We start from the raw sequence: 18,641 nt of genomic DNA on the forward strand, positions 1-18,641 counted from the left end.
GGCCTGGCCCGGGTCTGCCCATACGAACCCACTCTCGACAACATCTACCGGCTGACGCCGCATAGCATGTTCGGGTTTGCGCCTAGCGCCACCGCCGAACAGATTCAAGGATCATGTCTCTTACTCCGAAGATTATCTATACCCTCACCGACGAAGCTCCGGCGCTTGCAACCCGTTCCCTGCTGCCGATCGTCCAGACCTTCGCGAAGTCCGCTGGCATCACGGTCGAGACCCGCGACATCTCCCTGGCGGGCCGCATCATCGCCCTGTTCCCCGACTACCTGGATGACAGCCAGAAGCTGGGCGACGCCCTGGCCGAGCTGGGCGCCCTGGCGGTGCAACCCGAAGCCAACATCATCAAGCTGCCGAACATCAGCGCCTCGATGCCGCAGCTGAAGGCCGCCATCAAGGAACTGCAGGAACAAGGCTACAAGCTGCCCGACTACCCGGACGCCCCGGCCAACGACACCGAGCGCGACGTCAAGGCGCGCTACGACAAGGTCAAGGGCAGCGCCGTCAACCCCGTGCTGCGCGAAGGCAACTCCGACCGCCGCGCCCCGCTGTCGGTCAAGAACTACGCCCGCAAGCACCCGCACAAGATGGGCGCCTGGACGGCTGACTCCAAGTCGCACGTGGCGCACATGGACAGCGGCGACTTCTACGGCACCGAAAAGTCGGCCCTGATCGCCGACGCCGGCGACGTCAAGATCGAACTGACCGCCGCCGATGGCGCCAAGACCGTCCTGAAGGAAAAGACCCCGGTCAAGGCCGGCGAGATCATCGACGCCGCCGTGCTGTCGACCGCCAAGCTCAAGACCTTCCTGCAGGCCCAGATCGACGACGCGCGCGCCCAGGGCGTGCTGTTCTCGGTGCACCTGAAGGCCACCATGATGAAGGTCTCCGACCCCGTCATCTTCGGCCACGTGGTGTCCGTGTTCTACAAGGACGTGCTGGCCAAGCACGCCGCCGTCCTCAAGCAGGCCGGCTTCGATCCCAACAACGGCATCGGCGACCTGTACGCCAAGATCCAGTCGCTGCCCGCCGACCAGCAGGCCGCGATCACCGCCGACATCGACGCCGCCTACAAGACGCTGCCGCAGCTGGCCATGGTGAACTCCGACAAGGGCATCACCAACCTGCACGTGCCGAGCGACGTCATCGTCGACGCCTCCATGCCCGCCATGATCCGCGACTCGGGCAAGATGTGGAACGCCGAAGGCAAGCTGCAGGACGCCAAGGCCGTCATCCCCGATCGTTGCTACGCCGGCGTCTACCAGGCCGTCATCGACGACTGCAAGCAGCACGGCGCCTTCAATCCGGTCACGATGGGCAGCGTGCCCAACGTCGGCCTGATGGCCCAGGCCGCCGAGGAATACGGCTCGCACAACAAGACCTTCGTCATCCCCGCCGCCGGCACCGTGCGCGTCACCGACGCCTCGGGCAAGGTGCTGCTGGAGCAGGCCGTCGAGGCCGGCGACCTCTGGCGCATGTGCCAGACCAAGGACGCCGCGATCCAGGACTGGGTCAAGCTGGCCGTCACCCGCGCCCGCGTCAGCCAGACGCCGGCCGTGTTCTGGCTCGACGAAAAGCGCGCCCACGACGCCCAGGTCATCGCCAAGGTCAAGCAGTACCTGAACGACCACGACACCAACGGCCTGGATCTGCGCATCCTGCCCCCGGTCGAGGCCACCAAGTTCTCGCTCAAGCGCATCCGCGAAGGCCTGGACACCATCTCGGTGACCGGCAACGTGCTGCGTGACTACCTGACCGACCTGTTCCCCATCATGGAACTGGGCACCAGCGCCAAGATGCTGTCGATCGTGCCGCTGGTCGCCGGTGGCGGCCTGTTCGAAACCGGCGCCGGCGGTTCGGCGCCCAAGCACGTGCAGCAGTTCCTGGAAGAAGGCTTCCTGCGCTGGGACTCGCTGGGCGAGTTCATGGCCCTGGCCGCTTCGCTGGATCACCTGGGCCGCGCCTACGACAACGCCCGCGCCCTGGTGCTGGGCAAGACGCTGGACCTGGCCACCGCCAAGTTCCTGGACGAAAACAAGTCGCCCGACCGCAAGGTCGGCGGCCTGGACAACCGCGGCAGCCACTTCTACCTGGCGACGTACTGGGCCCAGGCCCTGGCCGAGCAGACCGACGACCGCGCGCTCGCCGCGCTGTTCGCCCCGGCCGCGGCCGCCTTCGTCCAAGGCGAAGCCAAGATCCTGGAAGAGCTCAAGGCCGCCCAGGGCAAGCCGGTCGACATCGGCGGCTACTACCAGCCGAACGAAGACAAGGCCAGCCGCGCCATGCGCCCCAGCGCCACGCTGAACCAGGTGCTGGCCAACATCGGCTAAGCCCCCCGCCCCGGGCCGCCTGGCCCGGTGGCGCAAAAAAGCCGGCGGTTCCGCAAGGAACCGCCGGCTTTTTCTTTGGCCCGCGTTTTATGCCGGGCCGCTCAGGCCTGCGACACCCTGCGCGCCCGGCGGATCTGCAGCCACTGCAGCGCCACCGGAATCAGCGACAGGCCGATGATGATGACCGACACCCAGTGCAGATTGGCGCGCACCCAGGCGATCGAGCCGAGCCAGTAGCCCGCCAGCAGCATCGAGCCGCACCAGAGGATGGCGCCGACCACGTTGTAGATGAAGAAGGTGCGGCGCGGCATCTGCGACAGCCCGGCCACGAACGGCGCCAGCGTGCGCACGATCGGCACGAAGCGCGCCACCGTGATGGTCATGGCGCCATAGCGGGCGAAATAGTCGCGCGCGCGCTCCAGGTGGTCCGGCTTGACCCAGCGGCTGTGCGCCAGTTTTTGCCCCCAGCGCGACGAAGCGATGGCGTAATTGAGCGCGTCGCCAGCGATGGCGGCAAAGGTGATCGCCGCCAATGAAATCATGGGATCGATGCCGGCCAGGCCCAGGAAGGCGCCGGCGGCGAACAGCAGCGAGTCGCCCGGCAGGAACGGCATCACCACCAGTCCGGTCTCGATGAACACGATGGCGGCGATGATGCAGGTGCCCAGCACCCAGTTCTGCGCCAGCAGCGCCATCAGGCCCTGCTCGCTGGTCAGCCACGAGAACAGCTCGGTAATACTCATGCGGATCCGGTCCTTGTTGCGGCGGCCGGCGCGGCCGGCCTGCGTATGAAAACGCCGAGTATGCCGCGGGCCCCGTCGATATTTCATCAAATTTTGCCGCTTCGGCCGCGCTGGCGCCGGCCCGCGGACGCGCGCGCCGGCTAGCGCTCGGACAGCAGCCGGTCCAGCCGCAGGCGGCCGCGCTCGTCGGTGAGCCGCCGCATGGCGCCGTAGGCCGCGCCCATGGCGGCCATGCCGCTGGCGCCGCACAGCAGGAACATCAGCAGGATCTGGTACTTGGCCGCGTCGATCGGATCCATGCCGGCGATGATCTGGCCGGTCATGATGCCGGGCAGCGTGATGATGCCGGCCGCCGACATCTGGTTGATGCTGGGCACGATGCCGCGCCGCACCGATTCGCGCAGCAGCGAGGCGAAGGCCTGGTGCGCGGTGGCGCCCAGCGACAGGCGCGCCTCGATCGCGAGCCGGTCGCGCCGCACCCCCGACAGCACGCCGTCCAGCGCCAGGCTGGCCGCGTTCAGCACGCTGCCCAGCACGATGCCGACCAACGCGATGGTATAGCGCGGGTCGTACCAGGGCTCGGGCCGCAACGCCGTGCTGAGGATGAACAGCGCGGTCACCACCGTGGTGGCCACCACCGCCATCGCGCCCACCTGGCCGTTGCCACGGCGCGCCAGCCGGGCCTTGGGCCGGGCCGCGACCTCGCGCGCCGCCAGTGCCATCATCACGGCGACCACCAGCGCGGTCAGCCACGGCGCCGCGTGCGCGAACACGATGCGCAGGATGTGGCCGACCAGCAGCAGCTGCACCACGGTGCGCAATGCCGCCCACAGCACCTGGCGCTGCAGGTTCAGCCGCAGCGCGAATGAGATGCCGGCCGACAGCAGCACCAGCAGCGAGGCGATGACCAGGTCCAGCGCCTGCAGTTTGATCACGTCCATTGCGGCTCCAGCCTGCCCTGCTCCATGCGCCAGCCGCGCCGCGCCATGCGCCGCGCCTGCTCGGGATTGTGCGTCACCATCAGGATGGCGGCGCCGCCGTCGAGGTAGCGACGCAGCTCGGTCTCGACCCGCGCGGTGGCCTCGGGATCGAGCGCCGCGGTGGGTTCGTCCAGCAGCAGGGCCCGCGGCGCCAGCGCCAGGGCGCGCGCCAAGGCGGCGCGCTGGCGCTCGCCGGTGGAGAGCTCCTGCACCAGCGCGTCCATTTTCCCGGGCGCCAGGCCCAGCCGCTGGAACAGCTCGGCCGCGCGGGCCGCATCGGTGTAATGCGGCGCGACGTGGTCATCCCACCAGCCGGCCTCGGCCTGACAGTAGATCACCTGGCGGCGCCAGGCATGGCCGCGCATGCCCGAGCGCGGCGCGCCGTCCAGTTCGACTTCGCCATGGCCGGGATCCAGGTCGGCTACCTGGCGCAACAGCAGGGATTTGCCCGAGCCCGAGGGGCCGGTGATGGCGGCGCACTCGCCCGCCGCGAGATCGAGGCTGACGGGCGACAGGCGTTCGCTGTAGACGCCGCGCAGCCTGAGCACAGGAGGTTTATCTGACATGGCGGCAAGCATAACCCGCCGGCATGGCGCGGGCAGGCGCGCCGCATGAGCTTATGCGCGGCGGCCATGTCCCTATGCGCTTCGCCACCCTGCATATGGTCGCCGCCTGCTTGGCTTTGGCAACGCATCACGCCAAAAAACCATTTGCTAGAGTGTCTATATTGCAAATGAAAATCATACCTACTCAGATGTTTGATTCGTGCAATACCGGCGCTGGAAATCCTTTGTTGATGCGGTGGACGGATGGGCAGGCCCGCTCGTCGTGTCCCGTGCCGCCTGATTAGGCGCCACGGCCGGCCCTGTCCCGCGGCGCCCCGACCGGGCGCCGCCTGTGAAACGCAGACTCAGCAAAAGGCGTCAGCATCATGAACCGTGAAATCTATGACTTCGTCGCGATCGGCCTAGGCCCCTTCAACCTCAGCCTTGCCTGCCTGTCGGCCCCGCTGCCTGGCGTGCGCGCCCTGTTCCTGGACAAGAAGCCCGGCTTCGACTGGCATCCCGGCATGCTGATCGAGGCGTCCACGCTGCAGAATCCGTTCCTCGCGGACCTGGTCAGCCTGGCCGATCCGCGCAGCGAATACAGCTACCTGAACTACTGCAAACAGACCGGCCGCATCTACTCGTACTACATGCGCGAGAACCACTACCTGACGCGCGCCGAATACAACCGCTATTGCAAGTGGGTCGCCGCGCGCCTGCCCAACCTGCGCTTCAACAGCGACGTGCAGAGCGTGCTGCACGATCCCGAGACCGACACCTACCTGGTCACCGGCCAGCACAGCATCAATGGCGAGCGCTTCATGGTCCGCTGCCGCAAGCTGGTGCTGGGCCTGGGCTCGCAACCGTTGCTGCCGGCCTGCTGCGACCGGCGCGAGGCGCCCTATGTGCACAGCGCCGAGTACCTGCGCCACAAGGAGGCGTTGCAGCGCCGGCAGTCGGTCACCATCGTCGGCAGCGGCCAGAGCGCGGCCGAGGTCTTCCACGACCTGCTGCGCGACAGCGACGAGCACGACTACAGCCTCACCTGGATCACGCGCTCGCCGCGCTTTTTCCAGATGGAGAACACCAAGCTCACGCTGGAACTGATTTCGCCGGACTACACCAACTACTTCTACGACCTGCCCGAAGCGCGCCGCCGCCAGATCCTGGCCGAACAGAGCAGCCTGTACAAGGGCATCAACGCCTCGCTCATCAACCAGATCTACGACCTGCTGGACGAGAAGATCCACAACGGCGACCGCCGCTACACGCTGCTCACCAACGCCGAACTGCGCGCCAGCCGCTACGACCGCCACGCTGCACGCTACCACCTGGAGTTCCGCCACGTCGACACCGGCCAGGCGTTCTCGCACGCCGCCGACGGCCTGGTGCTGGCCACCGGCTACACCCGCAGCATCCCCGCGTGCGTCAACCCGATCAACGACCGCATCGCCTGGGCCGAGGACGGCGGCTACCGCATCGCGCGCAACTACACCATCGACCACGGCGGCAACGAGATCTTCGTGCAGAACAGCGGCCTGCTCAGCCATGGCGTGACCAATCCCGACCTGGGTTTCTGCTGCTACCGCAACTCGCAGATCCTGCGCGAGCTGACCGGCCATGAACACTATGCGATCGAGCCGCGCACCGCGCTGCAGGATTTCCGTCCGCCCGCCAGCGGCGTGCTCGGCCATCGCGCGCCGCAGCCGGCGGTGGCGGCGTGCCGCGGCGGCGTGGCGCCGGAACTGATGCCCATGCTGGACGGCCATCGAGCCGCCACGGTCTGACCCGCGACCGCACGAGGAGCCGCCATGATCACCATGACCGCCGCCTTCCTGGGCGAGATCGACCGCCACGCGCGCAACCACTATGACGAGGGCCACGGCCTGGCGCTGCGCCCGCTCGATCCGGCCACCGACGCCGCGCTGCTGCGCCAGTGGTTCGCGATGGACTACGCCCATTTCTGGTCGATGCAGACCTTCACCGACGCGCAGGTGCGCGAGTTCTATGAAGCGCTGGCCGACAGCGGCCACGCCGGCGCCTGGCTCGGCAGCCACGACGGCCGCCCGGCGTTCCTGGTGGAATGCTACGACCCTGCCTACGACCAGGTCGGCGATCACTATCAGGTGCGGCCCGGCGACCTGGGCATGCACATCTTCATCGGCCCGCCGCGGGTGCGCATCCCGAATTTCAGCCGCAACGTGCTCGCCTTCGTGATGCGCTTCATGTTCGAGCGCCTCCAGGCCCGCCGCGTAGTGGTGGAACCCGACAGCAACAACCGCAAGATCCATGCGCTCAACCTGGCCATGGGTTTTGTCTACGCCGGCCAGGCGCGTTTTCGCGAGAAGACCGCCAGCATCGCCTTCTGCACCCGGCAGCAGTTTGAACAGGCCCAACTCCAGGAGTCGTCCCTATGAGCACCCAGCCCCACCCCGCCCAGATCGCCAGCCACCTCGCCCCCGAGGTCTGGGAGAAAGTGAACCGCCTGCTGGTGAAGAAGGCAATCTCGGAATACGCCCATGAATGGTTGCTGGAACCCGAGCGCCTGGGCCCGGCCGAGGCGCCCGGCTTCGACCGCTACCGCCTGGTGCTGGCCGACGGCCACGCCGAATACCGGTTCGACGCGCAGCTGATGGCCATGCGCCACTGGCGCATCCCGCCCGAGTCCATCAGCAAGACCATGGCCGGGACGCCCGCGCCGCTGGACGCGCTGCAGTTCGTCATCGAGATCCGCGACAAGCTCGGCATGCCCGAGGACCGCCTGCCGATCTACCTGGACGAGATCACCAGCACGCTGCACGGCAGCGCCTACAAGCACACCCGCGCCGCGCCCCCGGCCGCCGAGCTGGCGCGGGCCGACTACCAGACCATCGAGACGTCGATGATCGAAGGCCACCCCAGCTTCGTCGCCAACAACGGCCGCCTGGGCTTCGACGCCGAGGACTACCACGCCTACGCGCCGGAATGCGCCAGCCCGATCCGCGTCATGTGGCTGGCGGTGCACAAGGACAACGCCCACTTCGCGTGCCTGTCCACCATGGACTACGACAGCCTGCTGCGCGACGAGCTGGGCGCCGATACCGTCGCCCGCCACACCCAGACGCTGCGCGACCAGGGCCTGGATCCGGCCGACTACTTCCTCATGCCCTCGCATCCGTGGCAATGGTTCAACAAGCTGTCGCTGGCCTTCGCCCCCTATGTGGCCACGCGCAAGATCGTGTGCCTGGGTTATGGCGATGACGACTACCTGGCGCAGCAGTCGATCCGCACCTTCTACAACATCAGCCAGCCCGGCAAGCACTACGTCAAGACCTCGCTGTCGATCCTGAACATGGGCTTCATGCGCGGGCTGTCGCCCTACTACATGTCCGGCACCCCGGCCATCAACGAATACCTGCACGGGCTGATCTCGGCCGATCCGTGGCTGCGCCGGAACGGCTTCACCATCCTGCGCGAAGCGGCCTCGCTGGGATTCCGCAACTACTACTACGAGGCCGCCATCTCGGTCGACACGCCGTACAAGAAGATGTTCTCGGCGCTGTGGCGCGAAAACCCCACCGCGCTGATCGGCGCCAACCAGCGCCTGATGACCATGGCCGCGCTGCTGCACGTCGACCCCCAAGGCGGCGCGCTGCTGCCGGAACTGATCCGCGCCTCGGGCCTGGACGCCGCCGGGTGGCTGGAGCGCTACGTCGACGCCTATCTCACGCCGCTGGTGCATTGCTTCTACGCCCACGACCTGGTGTTCATGCCGCACGGCGAGAACGTCATCCTGGTGATCGAGGACCATGTGCCGGTGCGCGCCTTCATGAAGGACATCGCCGAGGAATCGTCGATCCTCAATCCGCACGCCGCGCTGCCCGAGAACGCCCGCCGCCTGGCCGCCGACGTGCCCGAGGAATACAAGCTGCTGACCATCTTCGTCGACGTGTTCGAAGGCTACTTCCGCCATCTGGCGCAGGTGCTGGCCGACAGCGGCGTGATGGCCGAGGACGCCTTCTGGAAACTGGTGGCCGGCCGCATCACCGCCTACCAGGAGGCGCATCCGGAACGGCTGGAGAAGTACCGCCAGTACGACCTGTTCGCCCCCGAGATGATCCATTCGTGCCTGAACCGCCTGCAATTGGCCAACAATCTGCAGATGGTCAACCTGGCCGACCCCATCGGCAGCTTCCAGATGGCGCCCAACCTGGCCAACCCGATCGCCCCCTACCGGCCGCAATGGCTGGGCCAGGGCCAGGCCGACACCGCGCGGGCGCTTGCGTGAACCGCGACCTGGACGATCTGCTGGACCTGACCGGCCGCCTGGTGCCCGGGCTGTCGGGCCAGGTCGCGCCGGCGGCCGGCCCGGGCATCCGCCCGGGCGCCGACAACGCCCAGGCCATCGCGCAATTGCGCGATGTCTGGGGGCAGCGCTATCCGGAAGCGGGGCCGCACTATCTGGCCCTGCGCTGCTGGGGGCTGCTCATCTGGCAGCCCGTCTACCTGAGCGTGATCGCCGCGCATCGCAGCGCGATCGTGCCCGACCTCTCGAGCATGACCCAGCCGGTGCCGGACGACGGCTTCATCATCGGCTACACGCTGGACCGCCACGAACCCCTGCGCGCCTGCCTGCGCCAACGCATGCAGGCCGCCGCCGCGCAGCTGCGCAACATCTGCGCCACCTTCTACCGCGAGCTGACCCAGGTGCTGCGGGTCAGCCCGCGCGCCGCCGAGAGCATGCAGGCCGACTGCGTGCTGTATGCCCTGCTGGCCGCGCGCCACGACGATGGCGCCGAGGCCAATGACTGGGCGCGGCGCCAGGCCATCGAATGGATGGACCTGCTGGGCCTGCAGGGCCGCAGCGGCTACCTGACCTGGCAGCGCGCGGCGCAGCCGGTCATCGCCGTTGACCGGCAGGTCTGCTGTCACTACTTCCGCAGGCGCGATGGCGACTATTGCAGCACCTGCCCCAAACTGGATCTTGCCGAACGCATTGCCCGGATCGACGCCGAGAGCGCCATGCCCGCCTGACAGCGGCCCGGGGCCTTGCGGGACGGCACAAGGAGTCGGATATGACGGACATTGGCCGCCTCGAGCATGTGCAGCAGGCCCTGAGCCCGCTGCACGTTCGGGCCTATTTCGACGAAGCCCTGTTCGCGCGCGAACAGGAACGGATATTCAAGCAATCGGCCCTGTACGTGGGCCACGAGAAAGGCGTGCCCGAGCCGGGCGACTGGCGCCGCCTGCCGCACGAGGAAGGCGGCCGCGTGCTGGTGCGCAATGCGCGCGGGGTGGAACTGGTGTCGAACGTCTGCCGCCACCGGCAGGCGTTGATCCTGGGCGGCGAGACCGGCGCGGTGACCGGCCCGGGCAATCCCGCCGGCAACCTGTCGGCCAGCGGCGGCAACATCGTCTGCCCGCTGCATCGCTGGACCTACGACAACCAGGGCCAGATACTGGGCGCGCCGCAGTTTCCCAGCACGCCGTGCCTGAACCTGCCGCGCTTCCCGCTCAAGAACTGCCACGGCCTGCTGTTCGAGGGCCCGCGCGACCCGCGGGACGACCTGGGCCACCTGTTCGCCCGCCCCGAGTTCGATTTCTCCGACTATGTGCTGGACCACGTCGAGGTGCACCAGTGCAACTACAACTGGAAGACCTTCATCGAGGTCTACCTGGAGGACTATCACGTCGGGCCGTTCCACCCGGGCCTGGGCCGGTTCGTCACCTGCGACGACCTGAGCTGGGAGTTCGGCCGGCAGCACAGCCTGCAGCGGGTGGGCGTGCACGACTCGCTGGAGAAGCCCGGCTCCGACGTCTACCGCGACTGGCACGATACGCTGATGCGCTACCGCGGCGGCTCGGCGCCCGATTATGGCGCGATCTGGGTGACCTATTTCCCGACCCACATGATCGAGCTCTATCCGCACGTGCTGGTGCTGTCGACCCTCTACCCCAAGAGCCCGCAGGAGACCATCAACATCGCCGAGTTCTACTACCCCGAGGAAATCGCGCTGTTCGAGCGTGAATTCGTCGAGGCCCAGCGCGCGGCCTACATGGAAACCGCCATCGAGGACGACGAGATCGGCGAGCGCATGGATGCCGGCCGGCTGGCGCTGCTGCGCCGCGGCACCTCGGAAAGCGGCCCCTACCAGTCGCCGATGGAGGACGGGATGCAGCATTTCCACGAGTGGTACCGCGACGTCATGGGCGACGAACTGGGAGATTGCGCGGCGCCCTGAGGCGTCGCTGGGGGGAGGCAAAGGCCCGAGGAGATAGCGGTGCCGGAACACTACGGCAAAAAACCGCAACAATGAGAACATATGCTATTCTCATTCTCACATTTGGCGAGGCTTTTCGCCCCGCCAAAGGGCTCATCCCGTAACGCGAGTGACGATCTTGAACCCATCTGCCTCCCCCGCCCAATTCACCGTCGCCGACTTCAACCGCATGGGCAGCCAGAGCGGTTTCCGCTACCGCCTGCCGCAGCTCTCGGGCGCGGTCCGCGCGGACCCGGAAACCCTGTGCATCGCCGAAGGCCGGGTCGACACCTATGCCATCCGGCCCGGCCTGACGCTGGTGCTGTCCGACGTGCGCGTGCACCAGCACTACGAAGCCACCTCGATGATGTCGCCGCGCTTTTCGGCCATCGTCATGCTGCAGGGCCACGCCCAGACCCGCATCGATCGCCATGACGACGTCCGCCTGGCGGCGCACAGCGGCGTCAGCGCGCTGTACGGCGACACCGTCGCCATGACCGGCACCCATGCCGCCGGACAGCGCCTGCGCAGCGTCAACCTGTCGCTGTCCGATCCCGACGGCGCCGGCGACGACCAGACCAGCGAGATGATCTGGAAGGCGCTGCGCTCGCCGTCACTGCGGCTGCGCCGCTGGCAGGTGCAGGGCCATCTGTTGCAGGCCATCGAGCATCTGCTGGACTGCGGCTGGGACGGACCGCTGCAGAACATGCTGCGCGAAGGCGTCGGCACCCAACTGCTGGCCCATGCGCTGGCCACGCTGGAGCAGCGCGCGCCGGCCGAGAACGCCGTGTCGGAACGCGACCGCCAGCTGCTGGAACGGGTGCGCGAGCGGCTGCACAGCGCGCCCGGCGAAGAGCACACGCTGGACGACCTGGCGCGGCTGGCCTGCATGAGCCCCAGCACGCTGCGCGCCAAGTTCCAGGCCACCTACCAGCGCTCGGTCTTCAGCTGGCTGCGCGAACGCCGGCTCGAAGTGGCCCGCGAGCAGCTGGCCCAGGGCTGCAGCGTGCAGCAGGCGGCGCACTTCGTCGGCTACCGCCACGCCACCAACTTCGCCACCGCGTTCCGCGAACGCTACGGCATCGCCCCCAGCGAACTGAACTGAGCGCCGGCCGTGGACGGCTTCCGGCGGCGCCCATTGGTCTTACGGCATTGCCCATTCCTGCAATCCGCGGTGACGGGCGACCATGCGGCAGAGCTTCCCCTCCCGGGAAGCGCCCGCCCTGGATGCTCCCGTGTCACGCCCCCAACCCCTGCCCTCGTTTCCCGTCATGGTGCTGATGCTGGGACTGCTGTCCTGTGTCGCGCCCGCCACCATCGACGCCTACCTGCCCGCCTTCGGGGCGCTGGGCCGGGAATTCGATGTGCCGCAGGAAACCGTGCAGCTGACGCTGGGCGTCTACATGGCCTGCTATGCGTCGATGCTGCTGCTGCACGGCACGCTGTCGGACTCGCTCGGCCGGCGGCGCATCGTGCTGGCGGCGCTGGCGGTGTACGTCTGCGGTTCGCTGATGGCGGCGCTGGCGCCCGGCTTCGGCTGGCTGCTGGCCGGGCGCGCCGTGCAGGGCCTGTCGGCGGGCGCCGGCATCGTGGTCGGCCAGGCCATCATCCGCGACTGCTACGACGGCGCGGTGGCGCGCCGCGCCATGTCCTACCTGATCCTGGTGTTCAACCTGTCGCCGGCGCTGGCGCCCATCCTCGGCGGCTACCTGGCGGCGCACCAGGGCTGGCGCGCCGTCTTCCTGCTGCTGACCGCGCTGGCCGGCGCGGCCTGGCTGCTGTGCGCGCGGCGCCTGCCCGAGACCCTGCCGCCCGAACGCCGCCAGCCGCTGGCCTGGCGCACACTGGCCGCCAACTACGCCCGCGTGCTCGGCAACCGGCGCTACACCGCGCTGGGCCTGGCGTTCAGCCTGCTGTTCGCCGCCCAGGGCTTCCTGATCGGCGCCGCGCCCGACTTCATCAGCAATGTGCTGGGCCTGCCGGAGACCGACTTCGCCTATCTGTTCGTGCCGCTGGTGGTCGGCGCCATGGCGGGCGCCCTGGTGGCGGCCCGCAAGGCCGGCCGCTGGTCGGATGGCCGCATCACGCTGCTGGCTTTCGTGCTGATGGGCGGCAGCTGCCTGGCCTACGTGCTGTACATGGCCGCGGCCGAGCCGCCGCGCCTGCCCTGGGCGGTGCTGCTGCCCGGGCTGTTCACCTGCGGACTGGCCATGGGGGTGCCGGCCATGACCCTGCGCATCCTGGGGCATGTGCCGGACCTGTCGGGCACCGCCGCCTCGGTGCTGGGCTTCATGCAGATGCTGACGTTTTCCGTGGCCAGCGGCTGGGGCGTGCCGCTGGTCTATGGCCAGCCGTTGCGGCTGGCGGCGGCCATGCTGGTTTTCGTGGCGGCCAGCGCGGCCGGCTGGGCCTGGCTGCACCGCTGCGCCGCGCCGCTGGCGGAGGCGCCGGCCAAGGCAGGATAGCCCGGCGGCATTTGTCATACGCATCCCATCGCGGCGCATACATCAACCCAACGGTAAAAATCAATAATTCTCATTACCAAACCTTACCGCTGGAGCTTGTCCTCATGCTGTCCGTTCCGCCTTCGCCCGCCGCGCAGCCGCGCCGGGTGCGTCCCCTTGTCCACGCGATCCAGACAGCCCTGCTCTGCTCCGCACTCGCCCATCAGCAAGCCGGCGCCCAGACCGCGGCTTCCGCCGGTTCGTCCGGCGACGTGGCGCAACTGCCCGCCGTCACCGTCAGCGGCGCCGGCATCCCGGGCACCACCGAAGGCACCCATTCCTACACCACCGATGCCATGAACACGGCCACCGGCCTGACGCTCTCGCCACGCGAGACGCCGCAGTCGGTCAGCGTGGTCACGCGCCAGCAGATCGAGGACCAGGGCCTGCGCGACACCGGTTCGATCCTGGCCAGCGCGCCGGGCATCTCGGTGACCCGCAGCGACAGCAACCGGCTGTCGTTCTCGTCGCGCGGCTTCTCCATCGACAACTTCCAGTTCGACGGCCTGAATTCGCCCATCCTGAGCCAATGGAACTACGGCGCCACCGACATCGACGCGGCCATCTACGACCGGGTCGAGATCGTGCGCGGCGCCACCGGCCTGATGACCGGCTCGGGCAACCCCTCGGCGGCGGTCAACTTCATCCGCAAGAAGCCGCTGCGCGAATTCGCCCTGTCCGGCAGCGCCAGCGCCGGCAGCTGGGACTACGTCGGCGGCGACCTGGACCTGTCGGTGCCGATCACGCCGGACGGCCGCATCCGTTCGCGTTTCGTCGCGGCCTATAACCAGGGGGACGACTACGTGACCTTCCTGGACTCGCGCAAGCGCACCTTCTACGGCGTGGTCAGCGCCGACCTGACGCCGGATACCGTGCTGACCGCCAGCGTCGAATACTTCCGCAACCAGAGCAACGGCTTCGGCAGCGGCTTCCCGCTGTTCTACAGCGATGGCTCGCGCACTGACTTCAACCGCTCGGTGGCCAACAACACCCGCTGGGCCCGCATCGACACCGAGTCCACCACCACTTTCGTCGACCTGACGCACCGCTTCGCCAACGACTGGAAGGTGCGCGCCGCCTACAGCCACACCGACGGCGACTACCGCATGAAGCAGCTGTACCGCGGCGGCTACCCCAACAAGGTGACCGGCGCCGGCATGACCAGCTCGTTCAACAACTACGACGGCGACCGCTCGCGCGACGACATCCACCTGACGGTGTCGGGTCCGTTCCAGCTGCTGGGCCGCAAGCACGAGCTGGCGCTGGGCTGGATGAGCGTGAACGACCACAGCAACATCGGCCAGTACCTGATGACGGGCGCCAAGCCGGCAATCGGCAGCTTCCTCGACTGGCGCCAGGACCATATCGCCGAGCCCACCTGGTCCGGCACCAAGACGCCCGCCGACGACCTGCGCGTCAAGCAGACCGGCGCCTACGCGGTCGGCCGCTTCTCGCTGGCCGACCCCCTGCACCTGATCGTCGGCGGCCGCTGGAGCAACTGGGAAACCAACCAGACCTACTTCGGCAGCAAGCGCGCCTACAAGATCAACGACCAGTTCACGCCCTACGCCGGCCTGCTGTACGACATCAACAGCACCTACACGGCCTACGCCAGCTATACCGAGATCTTCCAGCCGCAGAACGCCCGCACGCCCAACGGCTCGATCCTGCCGCCGATCGACGGCAAGAGCTACGAGGTCGGCCTGAAGGCGGCCTACCTGGAAGGCCTGCTGAACGCGTCCGCCTCGCTCTACCAGACCCGCCAGAACAACCTGGCGCAGGCCATTCCCGGCGAGTCGGTCAGCGGCATGCCGGGCACCCAGGCCTACCGCGCCGCCACCGGCGCCAAGGTCGAAGGCTTCGAGCTGGAGACCAGCGGCCAGCTGAGCCCGGGCTGGAACATCGGCGCCAGCTATACCCATTTCACCGCCAAGGACGCCGACGGCAAGCCGATCAACACCAGCCATCCGCGCAGCCTGTTCAAGGTCTACACCACCTACCGCCTGCCGGGCGACCTGCACCGCCTGACCGTGGGCGGCGGCGTCGACTGGCAGAGCCGCATGTACCAGTCCGCGCCCAGCCCGCGCGGCAACGTGGATGTCGAGCAGAGCAGCTACGCGCTGGTCAACCTGATGGCCCGCTTCGATTTCAGCAAGCAGGTCTCGGCCACCCTCAACCTGAACAACGTCTTCGACCGCAAGTACTACGACCAGATCGGCTTCTTCAGCCAGGGCTGGTACGGTGCGCCGCGCAACGTCATGCTGACGGTGCGCGCGCAATATTGACCGGACGAACAGGCGGCAAGATGCCCGGGAGTACCGCAACACAATGCGTTTGAATCTGGCTATCGCGGCACGCCTGCGCCGCCACGTCCTGACTGGCGCGGCGGCGCTGGCCCTGGTCATGCCCCTTGCCGCCTGCGAGCGCGCGCCAGCGCCGGTCGCGGCCGAACCCGCTTCCAACGCCGCCCCGGCAGGCCAGCCGGGGCCGACGGCCACGGCGCCGGGATTTCCCGTCACGCTGCGCAGCGCCCTGGGCGAGGCGGTGATCGCCGCGCCGCCCCGGCGCGTCGTCACCCTCGGCCTGGGCGCCGACGACCTGGCGCTGGCGCTGGGCGTGGTGCCGGTGGGCGTGGGCCGGGCCGACTGGGGCGGCGATCCCGACCACTACTGGCCCTGGGTGCGCGCCGCCATCGAAGCCCGCGGCCAGCCGCTGCCCGAGCGCATCACCGTCTACCCCGAACTGGACATCGAAAAGATCATCGCCCTGCGTCCGGACGTGGTGCTGGCGCCCTTCTCCGGCGTCAGTCCCGAGGCCTACGCCCAGCTGTCGCGGCTGGTGCCGGTGGTGGCGTATCCCGAACAGCCGTTCCTGACCCCGGTGCAGACCCAGGTAGACCTGATGGCCGCGGCCCTGGGCAAGCGCGACGCGGCCGCCGCGCTCAAGGCCGGCATCCACGACGCGCTGGCGCAGGCGGCGCGCCGCCACCCGGAACTCTCCGGCAAGACCTTCGCCTACGTGCGCGCCGACCTGGGCTCGGGCAATTTCGCCGCCTACGTGGCCGGCGACCCGCGCGTCGACACGCTCACGGCCATGGGCCTGACGCTGGCGCCCTCGGTGCGCGGCCTGCATGCCAGCGCCGGACATTTCGCCCACTACCTGGGCTTCGAACATGCCGACGCGCTGGGCGACGCCGATATCCTGGTGTCCTGGTTCTATACGCCCGAGGAGCGCGACCGCACCGCGGCCCTGCCCCTGTATGCGTCCATCCCCGCCGTGCGCCGGGGCAGCTACGTGGCGCTGAGCGATCCGGCGCTGGTCATGGCGTCGTCATCGGGCACGCCGCTCGCGGTGGCCTGGATGCTCGACCGGCTGGTGCCGCAACTGGCCGAGGCGGCGCGGCGCGCCCAGGCGGGCCGCTGATGCCGCCGCGCCAAGCCCCGGCCGACACCCGGCCCGACGACGCGATGCCGCGCCTGCGGGCGCCGCTGTTGCTGGGCGCCTGTATGCTGCTGGCGGCCGCCGCGCTGGCCAGCCTGTGGCTCGGCTCGCGCGGCCTGTCGGCCGCCACGGTCTGGCGCGTCCTGCTCCAGCCCGACGACAGCCACGCCGCGCTGGTGGTCGCCTCGCGCATCCCCCGGACCCTGCTGGCCCTGCTGACCGGCGCCGCCCTGGCGGTCGCCGGCGCCTTGATCCAGGCGCTGACCCGCAACCCGCTGGCCGAACCCGGGCTGCTGGGCGTGAACGCCGGGGCGGCCGCTTCCATCGTGACCGCGGCGCTGCTGCTGGGCGGCCTTCCCGCGCATCCCTTCTGGGCGGCGCTGCCCGGGGCGCTGGGCGCCGCCGCCGCGGTATATCTGATCGGCGCCGGCGGCCGCGGACTGCAGCCGGTGCGGCTGATCCTGGCCGGCGCCGCGGTCAATGCCGTCCTCTTCGCCTATGTGCAGGCGGTGGCGCTGCTGCGCGACGACATCTTCGACGCCTACCGTTTCTGGGCCGTCGGTTCGCTGGCCGGCCAGTCGCTTGACGCCGCATTGCGCGCGGCGCCCTACATCGGCGCCGGCCTGCTGCTGGCCGCCGCGCTGGCGCGGCCGCTCAATCTGCTGGCGCTGGGCCACGCGCTGGCGCAGGCGCTCGGGCTGCGGGCCGGCCTGTGCCGCCTGCTGGGCCTGCTGTGCGTGGCGATACTGGCCGCGGCCGCCACCGCCGCCGCCGGCCCGATCGCCTTCGTGGGCCTGGCGGTGCCGCAAATGGCCCGCCGCGTGGCCGGACCGGACCTGCGCTGGCTGCTGGCCTACTGCGTGGTGCTCGGGCCGCTGCTGATGCTGATCGCGGACATCCTGGCGCGGCTGCTGCGCGCGCCCGCCGAACTGCTGACGGGCGTGGTCGTGGCGTTCATCGGCGCGCCCTTCCTGTTGGCGGCGCTGCGCAGCCGGCCGCGGAGCCTGGCATGACCCGCGGAACGCCGCGCCTGATCGCGCAACCGCCGCGCCTGCTGCGCGCCGGCAACTGGCTCGCCTGGCCCGTCGCGCCGCGCGCGCTGGCCTATGCGGCGCTGCTGCTGGCGCTGGCCGGCGCCGTGCTCGCCACGACGCTGCGGGCCGGCGATCCCGGGTTGTCCTGGAGCGCGTTGTGGCTGGCGCTGCAAGGCGCCGGCGGCGCCGTGGAGCAATGGCTGGTGCATACCGTGCGCCTGCCGCGCGCCCTCTCGGCGCTGGGCGCCGGCGCCGCGCTGGGCCTGTCCGGCGCGCTGTTCCAGAGCCTCACCCGCAACCCCCTGGGCAGTCCCGACGTCATCGGCCTGACGGCCGGCGCGTCCGCGGGCGCGGTGGCCGTGGCCATGGTCTGGCCCGGGCTGATGCCGGTGGCATGGGGCGCGGCGGCGGGCGCGCTGCTGGCCACGGCCGGCGTCTGGTTCGGCTCCGGCGCCGGCTTCGCCGCGCCCCAGCGCATGGTCATCGCCGGCATCGCCGTGGGCGCGATCGCCTTCGCCTTCGTGCAATACGGCCTGTCCAATCTGCGGCGCGAACAGGCCTACCTGGCCGCGGCCTGGCTCAATGGCAGCCTGGCCGGCAAGACCTGGACCGACGTCGCCCTGATCGGGGCGGCCGGCGCCCTGTTGCTGCCGCTCGGGCTGGCGCTGTGCGCTCGCCTGCGGCTGCTGGAGATGGGCGACGATCTGGCCCAGGCCCTCGGCGCCACGCCGTCGCGCAGCCGGCTGGCCGCCACGCTGGTGGCGGTGCTGGCGGCCGCGGCGGCGGTCACGGTGGCCGGCCCGGTGGCCTTCG

15 protein-coding genes are annotated in these 18,641 nt (G+C 69.4%); 12 read left to right on the forward strand and 3 right to left on the reverse strand.

Annotated features, from left to right (window positions below; translation table 11 throughout):
• The first annotated feature begins 113 nt into the window (after nt 1-113).
• Nucleotides 114-2,342 (forward strand): NADP-dependent isocitrate dehydrogenase, encoded by a 2,229-nt coding sequence (locus tag H0523_RS21465; protein ID WP_054430505.1) that lies wholly within the window; start codon nt 114-116, stop codon nt 2,340-2,342.
• A gap of 101 nt (nt 2,343-2,443) precedes the next feature.
• On the opposite strand, the gene H0523_RS21470 is transcribed toward H0523_RS21465, so the two are convergent.
• The 3 genes from H0523_RS21470 to H0523_RS21480 form a co-directional block, all read right to left on the reverse strand.
• A complete protein-coding gene (locus H0523_RS21470; protein ID WP_054430506.1) occupies nt 2,444-3,085 on the reverse strand; it encodes a VTT domain-containing protein in 642 nt (213 codons plus the stop codon).
• A gap of 140 nt (nt 3,086-3,225) precedes the next feature.
• Nucleotides 3,226-4,026 carry an ABC transporter permease gene (locus H0523_RS21475; RefSeq protein ID WP_054430507.1) on the reverse strand — a complete coding sequence of 267 codons (801 nt, stop codon included), beginning with the start codon at nt 4,024-4,026 and terminating at the stop codon, nt 3,226-3,228.
• Nucleotides 4,017-4,631 carry an ABC transporter ATP-binding protein gene (locus H0523_RS21480; RefSeq protein WP_231689832.1) on the reverse strand — a complete coding sequence of 205 codons (615 nt, stop codon included), beginning with the start codon at nt 4,629-4,631 and terminating at the stop codon, nt 4,017-4,019. The genes H0523_RS21475 and H0523_RS21480 overlap by 10 nt, the downstream gene beginning before the upstream one ends.
• A 365-nt stretch (nt 4,632-4,996) precedes the next feature.
• Here H0523_RS21480 and H0523_RS21485 point away from each other — a divergent pair, with 365 nt between their 5' ends.
• The 11 genes from H0523_RS21485 to H0523_RS21535 all read left to right on the forward strand — a co-directional run.
• Nucleotides 4,997-6,397, forward strand: a complete 1,401-nt coding sequence (locus H0523_RS21485; RefSeq protein ID WP_054430508.1) for a lysine N(6)-hydroxylase/L-ornithine N(5)-oxygenase family protein — start codon at nt 4,997-4,999, stop codon at nt 6,395-6,397.
• Between the two features lie 24 nt (nt 6,398-6,421).
• A complete protein-coding gene (locus H0523_RS21490; protein WP_054430509.1) occupies nt 6,422-7,027 on the forward strand; it encodes a GNAT family N-acetyltransferase in 606 nt (201 codons plus the stop codon).
• Nucleotides 7,024-8,877, forward strand: coding sequence for an IucA/IucC family protein (locus tag H0523_RS21495; protein ID WP_054430510.1), 1,854 nt, complete (start codon nt 7,024-7,026; stop codon nt 8,875-8,877). Before H0523_RS21490 ends, H0523_RS21495 begins: the two co-directional genes overlap by 4 nt.
• A complete protein-coding gene (locus H0523_RS21500) occupies nt 8,832-9,623 on the forward strand; it encodes a siderophore ferric iron reductase (RefSeq protein WP_054430511.1) in 792 nt (263 codons plus the stop codon). Before H0523_RS21495 ends, H0523_RS21500 begins: the two co-directional genes overlap by 46 nt.
• 41 nt (nt 9,624-9,664) lie before the next feature.
• Nucleotides 9,665-10,831 (forward strand): aromatic ring-hydroxylating oxygenase subunit alpha, encoded by a 1,167-nt coding sequence (locus tag H0523_RS21505; RefSeq protein ID WP_054430512.1) that lies wholly within the window; start codon nt 9,665-9,667, stop codon nt 10,829-10,831.
• Between the two features lie 154 nt (nt 10,832-10,985).
• A complete protein-coding gene (locus H0523_RS21510) occupies nt 10,986-11,954 on the forward strand; it encodes a helix-turn-helix transcriptional regulator (protein WP_369815789.1) in 969 nt (322 codons plus the stop codon).
• A 130-nt stretch (nt 11,955-12,084) separates the two neighbouring features.
• A complete protein-coding gene (locus H0523_RS21515; RefSeq protein ID WP_054430514.1) occupies nt 12,085-13,314 on the forward strand; it encodes a multidrug effflux MFS transporter in 1,230 nt (409 codons plus the stop codon).
• 104 nt (nt 13,315-13,418) lie between these two features.
• Nucleotides 13,419-15,638 carry a TonB-dependent alcaligin siderophore receptor FauA gene (fauA, locus tag H0523_RS21520; protein WP_054430515.1) on the forward strand — a complete coding sequence of 740 codons (2,220 nt, stop codon included), beginning with the start codon at nt 13,419-13,421 and terminating at the stop codon, nt 15,636-15,638.
• Between the two features lie 43 nt (nt 15,639-15,681).
• Entirely contained in the window at nt 15,682-16,776 is a 1,095-nt protein-coding gene (locus H0523_RS21525; RefSeq protein ID WP_054430516.1) for an iron-siderophore ABC transporter substrate-binding protein, read from the forward strand.
• Nucleotides 16,776-17,807: a FecCD family ABC transporter permease gene (locus H0523_RS21530; RefSeq protein ID WP_054460599.1), complete on the forward strand. Its 1,032-nt coding sequence runs from the start codon at nt 16,776-16,778 to the stop codon at nt 17,805-17,807. Before H0523_RS21525 ends, H0523_RS21530 begins: the two co-directional genes overlap by 1 nt.
• Nucleotides 17,804-18,641 (forward strand): iron chelate uptake ABC transporter family permease subunit (locus H0523_RS21535; RefSeq protein WP_180180139.1); only part of this gene is annotated, 838 nt, incomplete at its 3' end. The genes H0523_RS21530 and H0523_RS21535, both read left to right, overlap by 4 nt.

The sequence above is a fragment of the Achromobacter insuavis genome (assembly GCF_902859645.1).
In the GTDB taxonomy this organism is placed as follows: domain Bacteria; phylum Pseudomonadota; class Gammaproteobacteria; order Burkholderiales; family Burkholderiaceae_B; genus Achromobacter; species Achromobacter insuavis.